This window comes from Ramlibacter sp. AN1133 (genome assembly GCF_037890035.1).
Taxonomy (GTDB): Bacteria; Pseudomonadota; Gammaproteobacteria; order Burkholderiales; family Burkholderiaceae_C; genus Ramlibacter.
This window is the reverse complement of sequence record NZ_JBBKTQ010000009.1, coordinates 35518-57194: the sequence shown is the minus strand read 5'-3', so window position 1 is coordinate 57194 and position 21677 is coordinate 35518. Positions and strand designations below refer to the sequence as shown.

The following is a 21677-nucleotide window of genomic DNA, read 5'->3' as shown; positions in this document are numbered from 1 at the left end:
CGCATGGCGAACTCTCCTGTCCTGGACCCGGTGGCGCTCGTTCTGAACATGTGCCGGCGCGTGACGCTGATGGAGCCCATCGTGGCCCGGTTCGACGCCCTGCCCATGCTCGATCCCGTCGAGCGGGTGAAGACCTCCGCGCGCGTCGTCATGGAGGCTGCGCAGACCCATGACTACCTGCGGGACTGGGCCGTGAACAACAATGTGGTGGCGGCGCTGCAGCAGCTCGCCACCGAGCGGGCGAAGGGCTTCGTGGAACTGCCGCAACTGCAGATGGACCTGCCCGCGTCGGTGCAACAGGCCCGTGAGGGGGGGCACTGATGATCGACGCGATCGAGCGAGCACTGCTCGCAGTGACTTCGCTGCTGCTAGGCGGCGACGCCGACGGCCTCTGCCAGCTGCGCGCACCCGTCGACGAAACCACGCTGGTGACGGACCGCAACAGCCTTCTGACGGTGTACCGGGTGGTGGGTTCGCGTCGCCACATTGGCCAGCAGGAGTTCGACGCGCAGGCGCGAGGGCTGTGCGCAGCCCTCACGAACCTGCTCAAGGCCGGCCAGGGCGGCAGGCAGCACAGCGTGATGTTCGGGTTTCGTTCCGACCCCAAGGGTAGCGAGCAGCTCCTGAAGGAAGTGCTGGGCCCGGCGCTGCAGACCGCACGGCGCCTTGGGGCGGATGCGGGGTTCCTGTTCAACGATCGCCTGGCGGCCATGGGCCCGGCCTGCGTTGAGGAGCTGGCCGTCTTCGGCGTGTACACGCACACGGCAGGGCTGAGCCCAAACGAGATGCAACGCTGGCTGCTGCAGCGCAAGGAGCAGGGCCTGGCCATGGCGAAAGCTGGCGTGGTGCTGGACCCCATGCTCACCCAGACCCCGTATGGGCCGCCGGGGCTACTGCTTTCTCGCCACAACGCGGCCCTGTCCATGCTGGAGGGCAAGCTCACGGAGGAAGGCGGCGCGGTCAAGATCATGATGGACAGGCTGCCCTGCGGGGAGGCCGTAAGCCTCATGCGGCGTTTTGGCGATGCGGCTGCCCAGGACCAGAAGTGGCGCCCTGAGCTGCTGGGCGACAGGCCGGCCGGTGTGGCAGTGCGTCGCTCCACCGGGGTCAAGGACTTGTCGCTGCCGCTGCGCATCGGCAGGCAATTGGTCACCGAAAAGTTGCGCGAGCACTTTGGCGACGCTGAGATGGTCAAGCGCGGGCGCTACTGGTATGCCACGATCACGATGGAGGTCGCGCCTTCCGAGGACGTCGCTCCGAGCTTTGCCGATCTGGCGAGCGCAGTGGGCACGACCGTTCCCTGGCAAGGCCACTTCGAGCTGACGCCCAACGGCCAGGATTCCAATCAGCTGGAGCGCTTCTTCGCCACCCTGTTCGGCTCGGCCGGGGAGCACAACAGGGCGGTCAAGAAGGGCTTCGACGAGCTCAAGGAGCTCAAGGAGATCGGGGAATACATCGGCGCATTCCGTGCCGTGTTTTCTACCTGGGCCCTCTCCGAGGCGCAGTGCGTGGACAACCTGAGCTTTCTGAAGTCGAAGGTCGAAGGATGGGGCCAGGCGGTGGCCACCAACGAGAGCGGCGCGCCGGCGCCGGCGTTCCTGGCCAGCGTGCCGGGCTTCTCGCGGTCGCTGCCCGCGAAGTACATCGGCGGGCCGCTGTCGGCTTTCACGCGCATGATGCCCGTCTTCCGGGCGTCCTCGATCTGGAAGAGCGGCCAGCTCGTTCCCTTCACCCGGGAAGGGCGTCCCTACCCGATCAATCTCGGCTCACCACTGCAGAACTTCTGGGGCACGCTCGTGTTTGCCCCCACCGGCACGGGCAAGTCGTTCACCATGAACATGCTCAACGCCGGCGTGCTGTTCACCCCCGGCATGACCGAGCTTCCCATGGTGACCGTCATCGACAAGGGCCCCAGCGCCAAGGGCGTCGTGAACCTGGCCAAGGCCCTCTTGCCACCACACCTCGCGCAGCAGGTGGTCTACTGGCGCCCGACGCCCAACGACGTCGGCTACTGCGTCAACCCCTTCGACACGCAGCTCGGATGTGACAAGCCCCTGCAGGCCGATCGCGACTTCCTCTCGGCGCTCCTGGGCGGGATCGCCCCAAACCTGGGAAGCGAAGGAGGCAAGTTCATCGGCATGGTGGTCGACGTGGCGTACGAGACGTTCGGCCGCACCTCGAAGGATGCGAAGCGCTGGCAGTGGAACACCGCCCGCGCGCTGAGCGAGAAGCTCGCGTCCGTGGGCATCGAGTTCCGTGAGGATCGTGCGCCGCGTGTGTGGGACGTCGTCGACGCCTTCCTCGATCGCGGCATGTACGAGGAGGCCGGGGACGCGCAGTTGCATGCGGTCCCGCTGCTGCCGGACCTGCCTCGGGTGTTGCAGGACCGGCGCATCACCGACGTCTACGGTACCGCACCCACGCCGAGCGGCGAGAAGATGCTCGACGTCTTTAGTCGCAACGTGATCGCGGCCTCGGGCGAATACAAGCTGTTCTCGGGGGTCACGCGTCACAAGTCCGATGCCCGCTTCGTGGTGGTGGACATCGAAGGCCTGGCGTCCGCGAGCATCTCCGAAGAGGGCCGCAGGCGGTTCGGCCTGATGATGCTGTTCGCCAGGCGCTTGGGAGCGCGTAACTTCTTCCTGCATCCGGACGACATGGCGCAGGTCTGTCCCCCGAAATACCTGCCTTACCACCAGGCCCGGATCCAAAAGATCCGCGAGCAGCTGAAGTTCCTGGAGTACGACGAGGTGCACAACGCCAAAGGCATCGGCTCCGTGCAGGACCTGCTTCAAAAGGATGCGCGCGAAGGCCGAAAGTACAACGTGGTGGGCATCCTGTCCAGCCAGGACCTGGACGACTTCCCCGTCGACCTGGTGAAGAACTGCTACAACTTCTTCATCATGGGCGCGGGCAATGACAAGGCCGCACGCGAGCTGCAGGAGACGTTCAACCTGAGCGACTCGGAGCTGCAGACGATCATGGCGGAGTGCACCAGCCCCGGCAAGTTCTTCGGGATGTTCCGCACCAACCGGGGCATGTTGTCGCAGCTGCTGCACACGAAGGTCGGACCCATCGAGCACTGGGCGTACACGACCACCGCCGAGGACATGAATCTGCGGGACGCAATGTACGACCAGTTCGGCGTGAAGGGGTCCTTGGCCTTCCTGGCGCACCGCTTCCCGCGAGGTAGCTGCAGGCAGCTGCTCGAGCAAATGCGCAACGCCATGGGCTCCAGCGCGGTTGTGGACGGCAAGGGCATCACCGAGGCGCTGCTCAAGCAGCTTCGGCCCCAGGCGGAGGAGTTCCTGGCAGCTGCCCTCAGCTGACGGGCTCCTGGTTGCGCTCCGCGATCGGAGTGGGCGGTGCATGCGGCGAAAGCGCCTGCAGGGCGGCGTCGCGCTCCTTGGCGTAGGCCGGGCGGTAGACGTCGGCCAAGAGGTCCCGCCGCGCCGCCCGTGTTGCCGCGCTCCTCCAACCGGCGTCGTAGCTGAGGGCCTGCGCAAAGGTCGGACGCAGAGTGGTCTCCCCTCGCAGGATGCTTGCCGCCTGGCGCATCAGGAGCGCGTCGGTGGCGGCGAACTCAGCGCGCACGTCCTGCGGGTCCGCATCGACAACCGCGTCACGGTCGGCCTCCAGTCGCTGCGCAGCGCGTTCCAGGGCGTTGATCATGTCCCGGGCGTCCCCGCCCTCCGGTTGCTGCGTCGGCGCAGCCGCGGTGAGGACCACCCGCACTTGCCGGATGGGGGCGGCAATGGCGAACTGCTGCTGCTGCGCATAGATCACGGCCTGGCCAGACTGGCCCAGCGCCTCGAGGTCGTCGGCGCAGATCCAACCGAGGGCGATCTCGGCGGGCTTGTCGCTCGGCACGCCGCGCTTGAGCGCCTGCACAGCCTCGCTCACCACGCCCCGGTAGGCAGGCAAGCCCGACGGCCCGGCGCCAGGTTGCATGTAGCCGAAGGTCACGCGCTCCACGCCAGCCCGCGTCGCTGCTTCGACCAAGGCCTGCACGCAGGGGCCTGGCAGTGTGTAGTCGGGGCAGTGTCTTGGTTCCATGCGAATTGTTGAGCGCGGTGAGGGGATTTGAATACGGGTTGCGCGCCGGGTACATTGCACTTATTGAAGTCTGTACCGGAATACTGATGCAAACCGTAGCCGATTCTGCCGACATCACCAAACAGGTGTGGCAGATCATCGACAAGCTTCCGCAGCGCGAGGCGATCCTGGAGGGTGACGCGCGCTTTTGGGTGCAGGAAGTCGTCGCGGCTTACGGTGACCTGGCGATCTGGCACGCGATACGCGCCGGCGGATTCGGGGGTTCCCAGATCGGCGCGCTCGTGAGAAACCACAACGGGCAGCGTGCCGACCATGAGGCGTCGGCCCACAACATCGTGGAAGGCGCCCTGCTGCGCCGGCTGCCCGACGAGCCCAATGGGCACATGCGCCGCGGCACGGCCATGGAGGAGCGCCACCGCCCCTGGTTCTACGAGAAGCACAACGCCCAGCGCGACGCGCAGGGCTTCACGATCCTGTCGAAGAACACCGGTCCGTGTCCCTGGATGCGCTACTCGCCCGACGATCTCGTGTTCATGCCCACCCAAGCGGGGCGGGAGCGCTGGCTGATCGACTTCAAGGCGCCATCGGTGGTCGACCAGTCGGAGGCCGTCTCGTTCCAGTACGTGTGCCAGCTGCACATGGGCCGCCTCGTGTGCGAGCACAACGGCGTGGGCATCGACGGATTGCTGCTGTCGCAGTTCGACTGGGCCAACTGGCAGCTCAAGGACGATGTGGTCGGCTACCTGCCGGAGCTGGATTCGATGATCACGGCGGCCGGCGACTACTACTGGGACTTCGTGCTGCGGGGGCAGGTCCCTCCCTACGTGCACAAGGAGCGGCTGGATGTCGATGTGGTCCCCGAGACCGTGCGCGAGGCAGCCGGCCGCCTGGCTCGCCTGAAGGCGATCGCATCCGCTCTGGAAAAGAAGATCGAGGCGGTGGAGCAGGCCGTCAAGCCCGCCCTCGAGAAGCTGAAGTTCGGGGGCGCCAGGTTGCCCCTGAACGGGATCTCGTTTTCGGCCGTGCCGAAGCCCGACGAGGACAAGATCCGGGCCCAAGTGCCGGAAGCGGTCCTCGCTGCGGTGCCCCTCATCGGCGGGCGCAAGCGCTACGACGACGAGAAGATGGTCAAGAAGCTGCGCGAGCTCGAAGTGGACATGACGCAGTTCGTCAAGCCCGCGAGCATGGACAACGACGTCCTCTATGGCGCGCTGTGCGCCCACGGTTTCGACGCAGACGCCCTGATGGGCGAGCAGGTGCGCGGCACCGTGGACAAGAAGCTCACCGCGGAAGCCATCGAGTGGGTCGAGCGCGAGTTCGCCGACTTGATCCAGGCTCCCGCCCAAACGTCCGCCATCGAAGAAGCCGGTGGCGCCCAGAACGATCGCGATGGACACGAAACGCAGCGCCAAGTCCCGCGGTCCGTAGTCGCGTAGCGCTGCGTTCCTGTCACACCTATTCACTAGGAGATCACCATGGGTATCAAGCACAACGAACAGTCCGGCAACGGCCTCGTCTTCCTGAACATCGACGCCAAGCACGGCGTCCTGACCCAGAAGGGCACGGCGCTCCCGGGCGCCTCGGTCGAGGGCCTGCTGACCAAGTTCCAGATCCGCCCGGAGAAGTTCGAGCACAACGGCCAGACGATCCACAAGGACACGATCGCGCTGCGCATGGTGGACACCACCCCGGGCGAGCCGGACATCTCCCTGAACTTCACCATCGCCTCCGGCGGCGACGGCGCCGACGTGCAGGGCGACGCCGCCTACCAGGCGCTGCGCACGCTGGCCAAGCTGAACGCGGCCGACCTCTCGCTGCCGATCGAGATCAAGCCCTGGAGCGTGCAGAAGGGCCAGCGCTTCGGCGACGGCGTGGCCGACCGCGACATGACCGGCGTGGCGGTCAAGCAGGGCGGCCAGTCCCTGAAGGACGACTACGGCAACGGCGTCACCGAGCTGCCCGAGCTCAAGACGGTGCTGGGTGCCAACGGCAAGCCGGTGATCGTGCAGGGCAAGGAACTGAAGGACCGCAGCGAATGGAACGCGATCCTGGACAGCCTGCTCGAGCAGATCGCCGCCAAGCTGCCGGCCATGCAGCAGTCGCAGCAGCAGGCGAACGGCGCCGGCGAGGACATCGATGCCGACGCCGCGGCCGCCGCGGCCGAGGCCGCCGCCCGCCAGCCGCAGCCGGCCGCCCAGCCCGCCGCCGCCAACCGGCCCGGCATGCGCCAGCGCGCCTGATGCCCGTAGACAGCTTCTGATCGAGAGCTGAGAGGGGCCTGTTCCAGCAGGCCCCTTCTTTTTCAGAGGGCTCCGGCGGCCGGAGCCCTGCGAAAAAGAACCCGGAGGCTCCATGCACCCCTTTGCCACGCACGCGGTGATCCTCGACGGAGAGGACGCGATGCGCACCATCGCACATCACCTGGTGGACCAGTCCATCTGGTTTGCGGTCACCCCCTTGCCCGACGACCAGTGGGAGCTGGAGGTCAAGGAGGGGGAGCAGCACCGTGTGCAGCTCGACGCGGCGAAGCTCCCGAAGCCGCGGCCCATGACGCAATCCTGTGCGGAGCAACTCACTGTTCGCGCCAGCGCGTGGGACAAGCTGGCCCGGGCCTTCATCGAGCACTGGTCATCGCACGCGCTGGACGGCGGCGTGGACGGTCTCGTCGGCCTCGTCGAACGCCTCTCCAAGGAACACCCCTCCCGTGCCTCGCACGTGCACTTCGGTGGATGGGAGCTGCGGCGAAAGGAGGGTGCCTCGCAGTATCTCTACGCAAGCCGCCCGGACAAGCAGGGGGAGATCCACCTGAAGGCGGCTGCCGACGGGTTCGTGGTCGACGTGTGGACGAAAGGCGCAGGCGAGGTCGTGGCGAGCACCGCTGCGGCCTACACCGACCTGGGCGAGAACCCGGACATGCCGGACCTGCGCAGGTTCGGGGACCTGGCGGTGGGCGACTGGTTTTTCGACGGCGACAGCGGCGAGGAGTACGTGAAGTCCGGCAACGGCAGCGCGCGGTTCCTCACCGGAGGTGACGCCTTCGAGGGCAGCGAAGCCACGTTCCAGCCTGGCGAGGTCGTCGACCGCATCGGGGTGGCCTGCACCTTCGGTCAACTGGAGGAGGGCGCGCTCTTCTTCGACCACGCGCGCGGCAGCCGTTTCGTCAAGGGCGAGCGAGACACCGCCCGACACGCCGCCCAGCCGCCCGACGCGCTGGGGCGCGCCGCCGGGTGGTCGGACACCGACCCGGTCGTGCGGCTCATTTCTCGCGACCGCGGCGCTGAAGCGCCCGCGGACCGTCCCCGGGAGCGCTGATGGCGCTACGGCGACCGTCCCACCGAACCGAACCGCCGGCGTGCGATGCCGGCACCGCAATGCACCTGGGAGTACCTGAATGAGCACCATCAAGTGGATCGACCTGCGGGACAACGTCGACAAGGCCCGACTGAAGATCGGCACGATCAACAGCGACGACGGTCGCCAGCGGCGCATCCTGTTCATCGTGGGCCTGGACGGCAAGTCGGGCCGTTGGCAGGCGGCGATCGACAAGCTGGGGTTCATCGCCTCCCCGAAGGGCAAGTACCTGGTGCGCCAGGTGCTGGAAGGCGAAAAGCTCAAGCCGGCGAACTTCCACGCGGTCTGGCCGAATGCCACGCTGGCCGAACTGCCGGCCGAGCAGGTGCACCTGGATCTGGCGGCCACGCGCCGGGCGCGCGAGACAGCTGCGCCGCGCACGGAGGAGGAGTCCAACGCGGCGCAGCAGTTCGGTGTCGTGACGCGCCTGGGCCGCAACGCCGAGGGTGATGAGGTCTTCGACTGCGCCGCCGGCCGGTTCCTTCAGCAGGGCGAGAAGCGCGTGTTCGAAAGCCGTGTGCTTGTGCCCGCGATGTTCTTGCGGGCGCCCGACCAGGCCAACCTGGACACCTGCGCGGACGGCTTCGTGCAGGCGATGCTGCAAGGCGAGGTCCAGCACAGCGATGACCTGGACCGCTTCATCAAGGCCGTGACGGACCGCGACGGTCCTCACGAGCCCGCCATGTACGACCGCATGGCCGAAGTCGTCGACGCGGCCATGGTGCGATTCCTCAACGGCTCCTACGAGACGGCGCAGGACGCCTACGGCGACGCCAACCGCCTGTACGACTACCTGCCGCCGTACCGCGGCGCCGGCCGCGGCCAGGCGGCGATGCCGTTGCCGATGGCCGTGATCGCACAGCGCCTGCTGGGGGACACGGAAGGCAAGCGGGTGCTGGTGCCCAACGCCTTTGACGGCGCCGCCTTCGCGTTCCTGGCCAAGGGCAGCGACATCCACGCGTTCCGCGGCGACAAGGACCTGTCTGCGCATGTGGGCGGTGTCCGCGAGGACGAGGTGACCTGGGCCGACCGGTTCGACCCTGTCGCCCACCAGGGCGCGGAGGCACTGTTCTTCAACGCCGACCCGTTGCTGGACCCCGACGGCAGCCGCCGCGACTACCGCGAGGCGCTCGCCGCCCTGCGTGCCCTGGGCCGCGGCGGGCGGGCCGTGCTGGTGCTAGCCGGAGACAGCGCCCGCAACCCCGGCGAGCTGTCGCCCGAGTCGCGACGCTTCTTCGAAGCCCTGGGACGGCGCTTCGACGTCGAGGCGGCCGTGGAACTGGGCGCGGAGCTCACGGGCAAGTTGGGCACGCACGCGCCGCTGCGGCTGGTGGCGCTGCGCAACCGGCCGGCCACCGCCACCTCCAAGCGGGTCGAGAAACTGGAGGTCCTGCACAGCTGGGATGAACTCAAGGCTTCGGTCGACGAGGCGATCGTCAGCATCGACCTGCGCGAAGCCGAGAGCGAGGCCATCGACGTCGAGCGGGTTGCGCGCGAGAACGAGTTCCAGCGCCCCTACATCGCCTTCTCCAAGGTCGGCGAGGCGCGCACCATGGTGCCCAAGAACCTGCAGGCGCCGCTGCAGTACGCCCTGTCCAAGCTGGAGCAGCAGCACGGCCCGATCGACACCTTCGTGGAGACGCAGCTCGGTTTCGGGCCGAACACCATGGGCGACCGCTTCTCCCCGGAGCAGGTGGACGCGATCGGCCTGGGGATCGCACGGATGCTCGCGGGCCGCGGGATCATCGTTGGCGACGAGACCGGAATCGGGAAGGGCCGAGTGCTCTCGGCACTCGCTACCTGGGCTGAGAAGCAGGAGCGCGACGTCATCTTCGTGACCGACCGGGCCAACCTGTTCTCCGACCTGGTGCGCGATCTGCGCGACATCGAGGAGTGGGGGCGTTTCCGCCCCTTCGTGATGAACGCCGACGGCGTGCTGATGGACGTCTTCACCAACCAGGTCCTTCAGCAAGGCACGCCCGCCAAGGTGATGCACGAGGTGCTGGAGCAGAACAAGACGCTGCGGGATCTGGGCTGCAACATCTGCTTCGCCACCTACTCGCAGATCTCCGGGGAGGACTCGCCCAAGGCGGACTGGTTGCTGCAGCGCGCTGAGCAGGCGCTGGTGATCGTCGACGAGGCTCACGTGGCAGCCGGCTCCGACAGCAACACCTCCCGGGTGGTCACCGACCTGGTGAACCGCGCGTGGGCGGTGGCCTATTCCAGCGCCACCTGGGCCAAGTCCAGCGAGAACCTGCACGTGTACGGGCGCGCGTTTTCCGAGACCATCAACGTCGGCTCGCTGGCCGCCACCATGAAGACCGGCGGCGAGCCGTTCTCCGAGGTGTTCAGCTCCATGCTGGCCCGTGACGGGGCATTCATTCGCCGCGAGCACGACCTCTCGAAGATCGAGTTCGTCGTGGAGGTGGACGACTCGCGCAAGGAGCGCAACTCGGAGCTTTCCGACAAGGTGGCCGAGATCCTCTCGGCAATGACCTTCGTGGCCGGTGACATCAACAAGATGCTGGTGCGGCTCAACGGCGATGTCGTGGCCGACCTGCGGCGCGCGCGCCAGGCTCGCACCTCGCTGGACGTGCACTCGCTGCGCGCCCGCGGCCGCCGGCGCCGTGGTGGTGAGGACCCCCAGGACGCTCAGCCCGAGGCCGGCACTGCCCCGCAGCAGCCCGAAGGTGATCTGCAGGGCGAGGAGGCGGAGGCCGCGCGCGCCACGGGCGCCAACCATGGCTTCATCCTCAAGAGTCACTTCGGCTCCGGCTCGGTGCTCTACCAGGTGATGCGCCGCTTCCTGGCGGTGCTCAACGCCGACCACGTCTCGGAGCTTGCGCTGCGCGCGGTGGAGCAGAACCGCAAGCCCGTCATCGTGTTCGAAGACACGGGTGAGGCCTTCGTCAAGCGTCTGATCGAAAAGGAGATCATCCCCGGCATCGACGGCGAGCGGGACCTCATGCCCGAGGAAATCCGGCCGCCCACCATCCGGGATCTGCTGCGCCACGTGATGAAGCGCATGGGCGTGATCACCAAGTCGGTGGCTACGGAGGAGGTGGCGCTCTCTGCGGCCGAACGCCGCCAGGCCGCCACCGACCGCGCCGAGGAGGAGGTCGACATCGAAGACGTGGTGAACGCCACCGACGAAGCCGCCGCGAGGGGCATGGTCATGACGGTCCTGGACCTGCCGGGCCTGACTCCCGAACAGCAGGACGACTACCGCAAGGGCATGGAGCGGATCATGAAGATGATCGAGGAGTTGCCGCCCCTGCCGCTGAACGCAATCGACGTGGTGATGATGCGCCTGGCCGACGCGGGCCTGAAGGTGGGCGAGATCTCAGGGCGCAAGCTTCGCCTGGTGCCGCCGCAGGAAGCCTGGCAAATGCCGGTGGATGCCCTCGGCTGGGAAGAGGGCATCAAGTGCAAGATCGAGCAGCGCGACACCAAGAAGACGGCCGTGAACCGCACGGTGTACGGCTTCAACAACGGCGAGCTGGATGCGGTGTGCATCAACCGGTCGGCGGCCACCGGCCTGTCGCTGCACGCCTCGCCGCGCTTCGACGATACCCGCCGGCGCGAGCTGGTGGAGATGCAGATTCCGGAGAACCCCACCGAGCGCATCCAGTTGTACGGGCGGGTGAATCGCTACGACCAGATCGTGACGCCGAAAGTGTCGATCGCCACCACGGGCATCTACGGTGAGGTGCGGCAGCTGATGCAGCAGAACAAGAAGCTCGCGCGCCTGTCGGCCAACATCCGATCCTCGCGGGATAACGCCGCGGAGATCAAGTTCGTGCCCGACCTGCTGAACGCCGTCGGTGAGGAGGTGTGCCGCCGCTTCCTGGAGGAAAACGGCGGCATCCGAAACCGACTGGGCATCACCGACAAGGAGCTGGAGGCACCGCACTTCAACGCGGCGCAGCGCCTGACGTCGCGCGTTGCGCTGCTGAAAGTGGCCGAGCAGAAGATGGTGTACGAGGAGCTGTACGAGATGTTCGCGGACGCCCTCAACCGCTATGAGCTTGCGGGCGAGAACCCGCTGAAGCCGCGAGAGATGGACCTGCGGGCGAGCACCAAGGACCAGATGATCGCCATCGGGGTGGAGATGGACGGCTACGGGTCGGCGTTCGACGGCCCGGTCTACCTCAAGCGCATCGAGTGGCAGGAGGAGGTCAAGCCGATCGAGTGGGAGCACATGGTGGCCATGGTCAACGCCTCCCGCGCGGACCTGGTGGCTCATGGCGCGGCACAGTACACGCGGCCGCTGGCCGGCGAGCTGCCCCCCGACGCTGGCATGCCCGAGCCCGTGCAGCTGGATCCCGACGCGGCCGACCTCCCTGCGGACGCCTTCGGCGTTCCGGCCGTGGCGGTGGCCAGCTCGGGCGTGCTGCCGGCGCATGGGTTCGTCTCGGGCGTCGCGCCCGCGCCTGAAGTCGAGGTGCGGCAGATCCGCTACGGCAAGATGGTGCAGCACCTGTCGGCGATCATGAACTCGAAGATGACCATCGAGCTCACCGGCTCGGACTTCGACAGCGTGCAAGCCGCCCTCACCGCGGACAAGAGCAACAGCGTCAAGCGCGCCTACGCGCGCAAGCTCTGGGTGGAGCAGAAGCTGCCCCTGCTGGTGCCGGGCTGCCGGGTCGGCCTTCCGGCCGGCAAGACCGAGGAGAACGGCGTCGCACAGTTCCTGCGCAACTGGGGGGTGGTGACCGCCCTGAAGCCAGCGCCCAAGGGCAAGGAGGCGATGCTCTCTCGCTGGAAGGTGGAGATCGTGGTGCCGGGTGACGAAAAGCCCCGGGTCATGACGCTGGCTGCGCTCATGGAGGGCTGCGACGTGGCGTCCGTCACGCGCAACGGCATGCCGGACATGGAAGCCGTGAGCGACACGCTGATCGACAGCGACATCTTCGGTAAGAGCGAAACCGGCAACCGACTGCCCGCCAACTTCGACTTCTTCACGCCGGCCGCCGGCGAGGTGACGCGCCGACTGGCCGATGTCGGGATGAACTGGGATACGGCCGCGACGGAGGTGAACTACTCGCGCATGAAGCGCGACTTCAGCTCCGGCTACATGGAACGCGGCCTCGTCAAGCGCAAGGCCATGGTCATGGACGGCAACATGTACCTGGCCAGCGAGTGGGCCTCCGCCACGAAGCAGGGCCACGGCATCATCTATACGGATGAACGCGGGCTGCGTCAGCGCGCGATCCTGCTGAACAAGAACCTGGGCCGGCATTCGCTGCTGCTGCAGCACATGCCGGTGCGCCTGTGGTCCGCACAGATGGTGACCCGCTTTTTCGACCGGCTGCTCAATCGCCGCGAGGGCGAGCCCGCCGTGCCGACCAATTGGCTCAATGGCGGCTACGTGGTGCCCACAGAATTCAAGACCGCCATGAAGTGGCTGCACGGCACGCAGTTCGAGGGCAGCGGCACGCTGGTGGCGATCGTTCCCGGCCAGGGCATTGCACTCCTGGTGGATAAGTCCAACCTGGCGCGCACCACCAGGGCGCTGCGCGGCGACCAGCGCAGATCCTTGCGCCGACTGCATCCGCAGTGGAACACCTACACGGACGAACAGAAGCAGGCCGCCCAGGCCCTGGTGTGCACCATCCGGTCGACCACCAAGCCCAAGCGCGGCGAGCGCCCGCTGGTGTTCCTCGATTGCAACACGCCCGAGCAGTTCCAGAACGCGGTGGACCTGATCTGCCGGGCTGCCGGCATCGAGCTGTACTTGCCGCGCGGCACTCCGCTGGGCGAGATGGCGGACCGCATCCAGCAGGAATACTTCCATGAGCGGCGCCGCGAGGCGCGCGCCGCGCTCGGACTGCCGCCCGAGGAGGCGATCGCGCCGCAGCAGGGGGCGGACGAGGGCCTTCTGGAGGACACGTCGCTGACCGACCTCGCCCATGAGCTGGGGCGGCCCACGGGTGCGGAGGAAGCGGCCCCCCCGGGAGATCAGGACGATCCCCGTCCGCGCGAGCGCGAACGACTGACGGCGTAGGCGTCCCGCGCCTACCCGAAGCACGAGGGCGTCCGAAGCCGCGCCCTCGTGCTTTTCGCTTCAAACTCTGCCACAATTCGGCTAAAGCAGTCCGCAGGCGAGTAACACTGCAAACGCAAATAGGGCCAATAACGCCGAAAATGCAGATCAACCGATTCTGGATCACCGAGAAGCCCGACATGGCCAGGAACCTGGCCGCGGGCCTCGCGTTGACCTACGGCGCCAAGGTGGTCAACGAAAAGGCGATGCGGCAGGAAGGCTGCATCCGCTTGGACAACGGGGACGCGGTCGGCTTCCTGTTCGGCCACATGCTGGAGCTCGCGCCCCCGCAGGACTACCTCACCGAGGAGCAGAACAAGGGCGACGTCTTCAAGTACCTGCCGCTCATGCCGGCGGAGTTTGTGAAGCTGCCCAAGCCGGAGCGCGTGATCGGCACCGGCGAGGTCAAGAGGGACAGGGGCGGCAAGCCGCTGCCGCAGTTCCAGCTCGTGAAGCTGGTGGAGCACATCCGCGCCGCGCGCGAGATCGTCAACGCGGGTGACACCGACCGCGAGGGGCAGCTGATCGTCGACGAGCTGCTGATGCACGCGGGAGTGGACCCGCATGGCGCCACCAAGCCGGTGTGGCGCCTGGCGCTGCAGAACCCCAAGGACGACGAGATCCGCAAGTTGATCCACGCGGGCCTGGAGAAGAACAGCGATCCCAAATGGGCGCGGCGCTACAAGGCCGCATACGCGCGTGAGACCTTCGACTGGTGCCTGGGCATGACGGCGAGCCGCGCCTACCGCCAGATCACCGGATTCCAACGCATGTCGGTGGGCCGGGTGACGACGCCCACGCTGATGCTGACGGTCGCGCGCGAGGAGGCGATCGAGAAGTTCAAGCCGGCGCAGTTCTACGTGCCGGTGATCACGCTGTCCGACGGCACGCAGTTGCGCTGGTTCCGGCGCGCCGGCGCCGAAGGAGCGCCTGGCTTCGACACCGAGGGGCGCATCGTCAGCGAGGCGGTGGCCCGCCAGATCGTCTCGGCCATCCTCGGGGGCTTCAAGGGCGAGATCTCGCTGGCCGAGGCGCTCAAGAAATTTCAGCCCCCGCCGTTGCCCCACTCGTTGGGCACGCTGCAGTCCACGGTGAGCCGCCGCACCGGCTTGGCCCTCAAGGAAGTGACGCGCGCTGCGCAGTCGCTCTACGAGCGGCACAAGATGATCACCTACGTGGGCACCGATTGCCGGTACCTGCCCACCAGCATGCTGCAGGAGTCCCACGACATCGTGCAGGGCCTGGCCAAGATGTACCCCAAGCAGTCGACGGGTGCCGATCTGGATCTGCGCAGCAAGGCCTGGAACGACTCCAAGACGGACGAACACTTCGCGATCGCGCCCACCGGCCGTGTCGCCACCGGTTTGGACGAGGCCGAAAAGAAGGTCTTCGAGGTGGTCACCCAGCGGTTCCTCGCCCAGTTCTATCCCGCCCACGAATACGTGGCCTTGCGGCTGCAGGCCGTCTTCGGCCAGGACGAGTTCAAGGCGAACTCGCGGGAAGTCGTCAAGGCCGGCTGGAAGTCGGTGGAGTACGACCCCGACGACAAGGAAGCCGGCGACGGCGACGACCTTGGCATGGATGTCGAGGCGAAGGCTGAGCGCAAGGTAGCGAGGGACGTGGAATGAAGGTCAGCGACTTCCAGGAAGGCGGACAGTACCGGGTGGGCCGCGTCATTGGCGCGGTGAGCGCCACGTATGAGAAATGCGAGACGGAGCCGCCGCGCCGTTACACGCAAAGCGACCTCATCGACGACATGATGGCCGCCCACAAGTTCGCGCCCAGCGAGCAGGAGCGCCAGGTGCTGCGGCAGATCGATGGCCTGGGCACGAGCCGCACACGCGAGAGCACCATCTCGGGCCTGCTGCAGCGCGGATTCCTCGAGGAAAAGCGCACCCGTCGCGGCCGCGCCGAGCTCGTTCCCACGCCGCTTGCGCGATCCGTCGTGCAACACCTGCCGGCCATGCTCACGAGCGTGGCTACGACTGCCAAGTGGGAGCTGGCCTTCCGCCTGATCGAGCAGGGCAAGGCCGAGCCCGAACAGGCGCAGCAGTACCTGCGCTTGACGCTGCAGCAGATCGTGAAGGAAGCCCAGGGTAAGGGCCGCATCGAGATGCCGGCGCCGCCGCCACCCCCGACCCGCCATTTCGGCAAGACCCCGCCGGCGAGCAACAGCGCCGCGAAGGGCCGCACCACGGCCCGACTGTGAAGCAACGAGGAGTGTCTACATGACCACCATGACCGCCCCCGACATGATCAACGACTACGCCTTCGTGCGGCAGGTGATCGGCTATGCGAAGCAGGGCGTGATGATTCTGCCGCAGGTGCGCCAACATGCCCTGGACAAGTTCCTGGGCCTGCAGCAGCAGGAGATCATCGATCCCGCGGCGGTGCACGCCACCAACCGCGTGCTGGAACACCTGCGCACGGGGATCCTGCCGCAAGCGACCCTGTGCCGCGACGCGATGACGGAGATCGACCAGTTCCTGCTGCCGATGCGTCGCGATCAGCGGGCAGCTGAATCGATGATCGAGCAGCGCTACGAGCGCCAACGGGGTTGACCCACTCCTCGTCGCGAGCCTCTCCATGAGCTTTGCACCTGCCGCCGATCTCGTGCTGCGCCCCCACGGGCGTCCCGCCATGTATTCAAGCCTGGAGCGGCTGCACCAGTTGGCCACCAAGCTGCCGCCCGATCAGAAGGCGCTCTTTAAGGAGCACTTCGTGGAGGGCAAGCGCGAAGAGCAGCTGTGCGCCGAGCTGGGCATCACGTCCGAGCAATTCCAGCAGCAGCTGCGCACGCTGCTGCGCAACGTCCGGGGAGCCCTGGGCGCCAACCTGGCGGCCGCCGCCGGGCCCGAACAGTCCTGAGGGAGGAACCATGGTCGACCGCGCCGTCAACGGACTGCCCACCTTCGACAACCCCTTCGAACAGAAGGACGATCGCTTCAGCGTCTGGGGCTATCGCAAGATGGCGCTGTACGTGCTGAGTCTCACTCTGGAAGAGCTCACCTGGGATCCGCAGGCGGGGCGCAGCGTCGCCGAGCGCGCGGAGATGCAGCAGGCCAAGGACGCGGCGGCGCCCTGGTTCGACAGCGACGCCTTCGTGGCGTTCGCGACGCTCGCACAGCTGCCGATCTCCACGCACTCGCTTCGCCAGCGGTGCCTGCAGCAGCCGCGGGAGACGCTGGAGCAACTGCGCGCGATCCGCAACGCGATGGACGAAACCCGGGTGAGCGAGCAGCAGCGCCAGGCAGTGGCGGCGATGGCGCCGCAGAACCTGCCGGCGAACAACTGGGTGTTCTCGGACGTGCTCGAAGGCCTCTCGGCATCGGTGGAGGCGGCGCTGCTGCGCGCGCAGACCAGCGACGCGCACGGGACGCGCCACCAGGTGGCCCCGGAGGACGACACCACCACCCGTGTCGGCGTTGCCACCGGCGAGGCAACCGCCAAGAACATCCTGACCACGTCGCTGGCTCCCCTCGGGCGGCAGCTTCCTGCCAAGCAGGGGTTTCTGTTCGACGAGATCTCCACCGCCCAGGAGCGGGTCGCGTGGAACAACGTGGCGCGTCAGCCTGTGCGGCACCGGGTGACGCAGTGATGCAGGCCTTCGCCGTCGACTACCTCGAGACGGGCACCGACGCCCAACAGCAGCTTGCCGAACTGCAGGCGCAGCACCTGCTGCAGCTCGAGGCGGCGATCACACTCGCGCCGGGGCGAGCCGTCCCGATGCACAGCTTCCTCGCGGGCCTGTGCATGGTGCATGACTGCAGCTTCACCCTGCGCGGCGCGGAGCTGGCGGCCGAGCATGTGATGGCCCCCGAGATGTTCCTGCCGATGGTGGCCGGAACTGCCATGGACGACGGCCGCTACCTGGCGGGCATCGATCTAGGCTGCGGGCTGCGCGTCGACGACGGCAGCCTCTTCGGTGTGCGCTCCGTGGTTCCGCATCTCACCGGACACATCGCCGATGTGATGCGAGCCCTCTTTTTCATGCACGCAGCGCGCAAGGTCTTCGGCCTTCGTGAGCGGGCGTGCATCGACCTGACCGCCTCCTACGAAGTCATGAACGGGCAGTTCCAGAGCCTGCGCCAGGCCCTGGGCAGCCAGCAAGGTGAGATCCCATGGCCACTTCCGCAACGCCTCAGCTGAACCGGGCTCTGCGCCGCGGCGCTCTGCCCACCCGCACGCTGCCGCCCTCCAACCACGTGATGGGCGCGACGCCGACCGCGCCGGTGGGCGACGACGACCCGATGGCGGAGCTCGCCAAGACGCTGCGCCCCCCCGCCGGTGCCGATCTGGCCACCCAGCTTTCAAGCATGGTGGACGACGGTCCAGCGGATGCGCCGCATGCGGCCGCTGCTCCGGCAATCCCGGGCGCGGCGGCGCTGCCGCTGGCGCCGGCGCAGCAGGCTGCGGGCCCGACGGGGCTGGAGCAGCCCGAGGGGCCGATCCCGCGCGCGCCCCTGCGCGGCATGAGCCGGGCCGCGCGCTACGGGGCGCCCGTCGCGGATCCGCTGGAGGTCGGCGCCCCGGCGCCGCACGGCAAGTCCCCGTCGGCGCCGGAACCGGCGGCCGCCGGCTCCAGCACGGGCGGCTCGGCGCAGCCGGGCGCTGCGTCGGGACGCTGGAACCAGTACATGGACGCCAAGCAGGCGCCCGAAGCCGTGAGCGCTCGCCAGGCGATGGCCGCGGCCAAGGTGGTCACCCCTCTGGTGGCCGCCGTGTCCTTCCATCCCGGCAGCTCCTCCACGCCCAAGGCCATGAGCGCTTCGCTCGCCTCCATGCTGGTTGCCGTGCACCGGGCCAGCACCAGGGTGGCCGAGCGCTGGTCGGAGCTGTACGGCAAGGACGTGCCGGCCTGGACCGTGTCGCACCTCATGCAGGTCATGGCCGATGTGGTGGCGCAGCGCTGGGAGCAGGACGGAAGCGTCGACGTCGACGAACTGGCCGAACTGGTGGTGGGCGTGCTCACGAATCAGGACGGCGACGTGGTGCGCATGGTGGTGGATGCCGCCGACCAGGCTTACATGGAAGCCACCACACCCGAGACGGCCGCCAACCGGGTAGCCGTGTCGACCTCGGGCGCCGCCTGGGACCTGTACAACTGGGTCACCCACCGCGAGCTGGCCATCCCCGGCGAGCTGCCCAACCGGTTCTACTGCTACGAGGTGGAGCCGGCGCAGATGGTGGAGGTGCTGCTCAAGCAGTGCGTGAGCTTCGCGCGGTCGGTGCCGCTGAACGTGGACCACGCCGACACACGGGTGTCGCACATGCAGGCGTCCATCCGCCGCATGGCCAACCTGATGGGCGCGGAGTACGTCGCACAGACGCGCTCCATCATGAACTGGATCAACGATCCGGCCATCAGCAACGAGGAATTCGCCCGCCGGAAGTTCTCCGCTTCCGACGAATTCGAGGTCCGCGTCCTGCCGCACATCTTCGAGTGGGCCCGCCGCAACTTCCTGCGCGTGGAGCAGGGCGCATACAACGCCATCGAGAACCTGAATGAAAAATCGAACCGCGATTCTGCTGGCGGCGCTGCTCGCCCCTCTCACGTTTAGCGCCGCGGCGGCCACCCCGGAGCAGTCCGACTGCGACCTGGTGCGCAACGCCGCGTTCTCGGGCCAGACCAACGCCGTCAACCGGATCTCGACGCTGGAGAGCACGGTGAAGGACCAGGTGGTGACCAGCCGCACCTGCATGGAGCGCTTCGGCGACCTGGCCGCGCGCATGACCGTCAACCTGGGGGGGGCCGATGTGGCACCGATCCGCAACCAGATCTTCGGCAGTGCCTGCAGCGTGATACAGGGGAAGCTTTCCCAGGCTCAAGCGCAGGCTGCGTCGGGGCTCGGCACCTACGGGGGCACGGTGGTCAACGGCGTGGTGAACGGCAACCTTTCCCAGTCCGTGGCGCAGACTGCCGGAAAGGCCGCGGGGACGGCCGTCCGAGATTCGGTGGGCAACGCCACGATCGCCAATGCGAGCGGCAACGCAATCGGGGCGACGGTCAACTCCGCAAGCGGCTCGGTCTGGGACCGCATGACCAGCATGTTCTCGCGATAGGGAACGGAGCACGTCATGAAATCAACCCGCCCATTTCTGGCCTCCATCTTTCTGGCGCTCTCGGCACTGAGCCCGTCGGCCTTCGCGGTGTGTGACACATGCGTCACCAGCGCAATCGCGACCGCGACCACGACGCTGACGACGGCGATCGGCACGGTGGTGACCTCGATCAACACCGGCTTCAACGTCACCCTCGTCAACGCGCTTCGGGGAGCCACCCAAACGCTGAGCGCGCAGCAGGCCAAGTCCGCCGAGCTGGTGGCCGAGGCGAACCAGCGCACGCACGCCGCCATGGAAACGGAGCGGCAGAACGCCCGATACGCCGTCCCGGACGCCTGTGCCGTCGTGGCCGCCACCAAGGGGCTGCAGGACGCCACGCGCGGCGCGCCGGCGCTGGGAGGCGGGGTGGGGCGAGGCGCCGGTGGCGGGACGCGCTCCGCCTCGGGCGGCGTGACAGGCGAGATGCAGAAGGCGCTGGACATCTCCGCGGGCCGCGCGCCCGCGCCGGCGCCGGAACACCAGGCTGCTCTGGCCGCAAGCGGCGCCTGCGGCAGCTTCGTCAGCTCCCGCGGCAACCCAGTGCGGGCCAACACCTGCTCGCTTGCCGGGTTCTCGCCCAACGCCGGCAATGGTCACCCCGACGCCGATATCCGCGCGGAGACCCTGTTCGATGGGCCGCAGCGCGCTGATATGGCCTCGAGCTTCTCGCGCAAGCTCACCGTCGATCCGGACGGCGCCGAGCGTCAGGCGCTGGAGGCGTACCTGCGCAACCTCAGCACGCCCGTGGATCTCCCGCAGCTGTCCAAGGCCGACCTGGCGCGCTCTCAGGGCCGCCAGTACATGGCCTACAAGGATTCCTTCGAGGCGCGGATGTCGCTGGCCGAGAAGCCGTCGCGCATCCTGGCGCAGAACCGCACGGCCAACCCAGCGCTGCTGCCGGTGCTCAAGCAGCTGTTGGCCAGCGACGTGACGGGCGCCTTCGCCAAGGATTACCTGGACAAGGCCTATCCACGCTGGAGCACCCGCGGCGTGAGCGTCGACGAGATGATGAACCTGGAGGCCGAGCGCCGGTACCTGAACAAGAACTGGCACGTGCAGATGGCCAGTCTGCCGCCCGAGGCGCACGTGAAGGAGCAGACGACGATGATGGCGTTCCAGGTGCTCCTGCTGCAGCGCATCTCCGAAAGGCTGGACACGCTTGCGGTCGTTTCGGGTCAGGGCGTGGCCACCCAGGTGCGTCAGGAGATGGTGCCCCAGCTGATCACGCTCCACGGGCAGGCGAGCCATTGAACGCGCGCGCGCCTCTGTGCGCACGCGCGACACACCACCCCCCGCTCGGACCACACGAAAACGATATGGGGACATCGACAACTATCCCGCCCGCCGGGGAGGACACACTGGCATGCCGAGCAACCTGCACCGTGCCTTCGGGCGCCTGCTGCCGCTGTCACTGCAGCGCCGAAGAATCACCCATGCCGTCGAACTGGCCCTGACGGATGTCGACCTGTACGTGACCGTGTCGCACCTGCACCTGTCTACCTTCGGGCGACAGCTCACGATGGAACTGCGGGCCCCCGTGGCGGTCCCGCCCACGATGCTGGAAGCGATCCGCGGCTACATCGCGCAGCGCCTGCAGGAGCTGCTGGGCCTGCAACTGCAGCCGCAGCAGATCTACCTGGTGTCGCTACCTCCGCACAACGTGCAGGCCGCAGCCCCACCGTCGACCGGCGCGCTGCGGCGCGCGGTACAGCTTCTGCAGCCCTGGGCCCCCCGCACCGCACCGAGCGCGCCGCCAGCGGCCAACGACTCAAGGCTTGATCGTCCTGTGGGTGCGCCTGTCGTGGCGCGACGCCCGATCGAGCCCTCGACGTTTCACGAAACCGTGCCGGTGGCGGCGCAGGCTCGACAAGTGGAGGCCGTGGACCTGAACGATGAAGATCCGCGCTGGGCGTCGCGCAACGTCGAGGTGCAGGAGTTCTCGCCCTCGGACATCGCCGCAGCCTTCGCCGCCACTGTGCCTGCGGAGATCCATCCCGATGCGACCCAGTCACAGAGGCAGGCGCGCTCCGGCTGACGACATCCCTGTTTGAAGTTACTCATGCCTCTTGATGACTCGTGCCCGGTCAGCGCAGGTTGATCGGGCCTTCTTCCATGCCATGAG

The 21677-nt window shown here is 67.7% G+C and carries 17 protein-coding genes; 16 read left to right on the top strand and 1 reads right to left on the bottom strand.

Going from position 1 to position 21677, the window contains the following annotated elements:
* Window positions 1-3: 3 nt before the first annotated feature.
* Entirely contained in the window at window positions 4-321 is a 318-nt protein-coding gene (locus WG923_RS14270; RefSeq protein ID WP_340351648.1) for a hypothetical protein, read from the top strand.
* Window positions 321-3329, top strand: a complete 3009-nt coding sequence (locus tag WG923_RS14265) for a hypothetical protein (RefSeq protein ID WP_340351647.1) — start codon at window positions 321-323, stop codon at window positions 3327-3329. Before WG923_RS14270 ends, WG923_RS14265 begins: the two co-directional genes overlap by 1 nt.
* Here the strand turns inward: WG923_RS14265 and WG923_RS14260 are convergent.
* Window positions 3322-3975, bottom strand: a complete 654-nt coding sequence (locus WG923_RS14260) for a hypothetical protein (RefSeq protein WP_340351646.1) — start codon at window positions 3973-3975, stop codon at window positions 3322-3324. The two genes, WG923_RS14265 and WG923_RS14260, sit on opposite strands and share 8 nt — an antisense overlap.
* Window positions 3976-4064: 89 nt before the next feature.
* Between WG923_RS14260 and WG923_RS14255 the strand changes: the two genes are divergently transcribed.
* The 14 genes from WG923_RS14255 (at window position 4065) to WG923_RS14190 (ending at window position 21590) form a co-directional block, all read left to right on the top strand.
* Window positions 4065-5492, top strand: coding sequence for a hypothetical protein (locus WG923_RS14255; RefSeq protein WP_340351645.1), 1428 nt, complete (start codon window positions 4065-4067; stop codon window positions 5490-5492).
* 39 nt (window positions 5493-5531) lie between these two features.
* Window positions 5532-6296 (top strand): hypothetical protein, encoded by a 765-nt coding sequence (locus WG923_RS14250; RefSeq protein WP_340351644.1) that lies wholly within the window; start codon window positions 5532-5534, stop codon window positions 6294-6296.
* 112 nt (window positions 6297-6408) lie between these two features.
* On the top strand, window positions 6409-7368 hold the full coding sequence (locus WG923_RS14245; protein WP_340351643.1) for a hypothetical protein: 960 nt from the start codon (window positions 6409-6411) through the stop codon (window positions 7366-7368).
* A 79-nt stretch (window positions 7369-7447) separates the two neighbouring features.
* Window positions 7448-13414: a strawberry notch C-terminal domain-containing protein gene (locus WG923_RS14240; protein ID WP_340351642.1), complete on the top strand. Its 5967-nt coding sequence runs from the start codon at window positions 7448-7450 to the stop codon at window positions 13412-13414.
* A 140-nt stretch (window positions 13415-13554) separates the two neighbouring features.
* The gene (locus WG923_RS14235) at window positions 13555-15081 is read left to right on the top strand and encodes a DNA topoisomerase (RefSeq protein ID WP_340351641.1); all 1527 of its coding nucleotides are present in this window, start codon (window positions 13555-13557) and stop codon (window positions 15079-15081) included.
* Window positions 15078-15662, top strand: a complete 585-nt coding sequence (locus WG923_RS14230; RefSeq protein ID WP_340351640.1) for a DNA topoisomerase — start codon at window positions 15078-15080, stop codon at window positions 15660-15662. Before WG923_RS14235 ends, WG923_RS14230 begins: the two co-directional genes overlap by 4 nt.
* Before the next feature lie 19 nt (window positions 15663-15681).
* The gene (locus tag WG923_RS14225) at window positions 15682-16014 is read left to right on the top strand and encodes a hypothetical protein (RefSeq protein ID WP_340351639.1); all 333 of its coding nucleotides are present in this window, start codon (window positions 15682-15684) and stop codon (window positions 16012-16014) included.
* Between the two features lie 25 nt (window positions 16015-16039).
* Window positions 16040-16321, top strand: coding sequence for a sigma factor-like helix-turn-helix DNA-binding protein (locus WG923_RS14220; protein WP_340351638.1), 282 nt, complete (start codon window positions 16040-16042; stop codon window positions 16319-16321).
* A 10-nt stretch (window positions 16322-16331) separates the two neighbouring features.
* Entirely contained in the window at window positions 16332-17051 is a 720-nt protein-coding gene (locus WG923_RS14215; RefSeq protein ID WP_340351637.1) for a hypothetical protein, read from the top strand.
* Window positions 17051-17602 carry a hypothetical protein gene (locus tag WG923_RS14210; RefSeq protein WP_340351636.1) on the top strand — a complete coding sequence of 184 codons (552 nt, stop codon included), beginning with the start codon at window positions 17051-17053 and terminating at the stop codon, window positions 17600-17602. Before WG923_RS14215 ends, WG923_RS14210 begins: the two co-directional genes overlap by 1 nt.
* Window positions 17575-19014 carry a hypothetical protein gene (locus tag WG923_RS14205; RefSeq protein ID WP_340351635.1) on the top strand — a complete coding sequence of 480 codons (1440 nt, stop codon included), beginning with the start codon at window positions 17575-17577 and terminating at the stop codon, window positions 19012-19014. Before WG923_RS14210 ends, WG923_RS14205 begins: the two co-directional genes overlap by 28 nt.
* On the top strand, window positions 18959-19516 hold the full coding sequence (locus WG923_RS14200; RefSeq protein ID WP_340351634.1) for a hypothetical protein: 558 nt from the start codon (window positions 18959-18961) through the stop codon (window positions 19514-19516). The genes WG923_RS14205 and WG923_RS14200 overlap by 56 nt, the downstream gene beginning before the upstream one ends.
* A 15-nt stretch (window positions 19517-19531) precedes the next feature.
* Window positions 19532-20806 carry a hypothetical protein gene (locus WG923_RS14195; protein WP_340351633.1) on the top strand — a complete coding sequence of 425 codons (1275 nt, stop codon included), beginning with the start codon at window positions 19532-19534 and terminating at the stop codon, window positions 20804-20806.
* 112 nt (window positions 20807-20918) lie between these two features.
* Window positions 20919-21590 carry a hypothetical protein gene (locus WG923_RS14190; RefSeq protein ID WP_340351632.1) on the top strand — a complete coding sequence of 224 codons (672 nt, stop codon included), beginning with the start codon at window positions 20919-20921 and terminating at the stop codon, window positions 21588-21590.
* Window positions 21591-21677 lie beyond the last annotated feature (87 nt).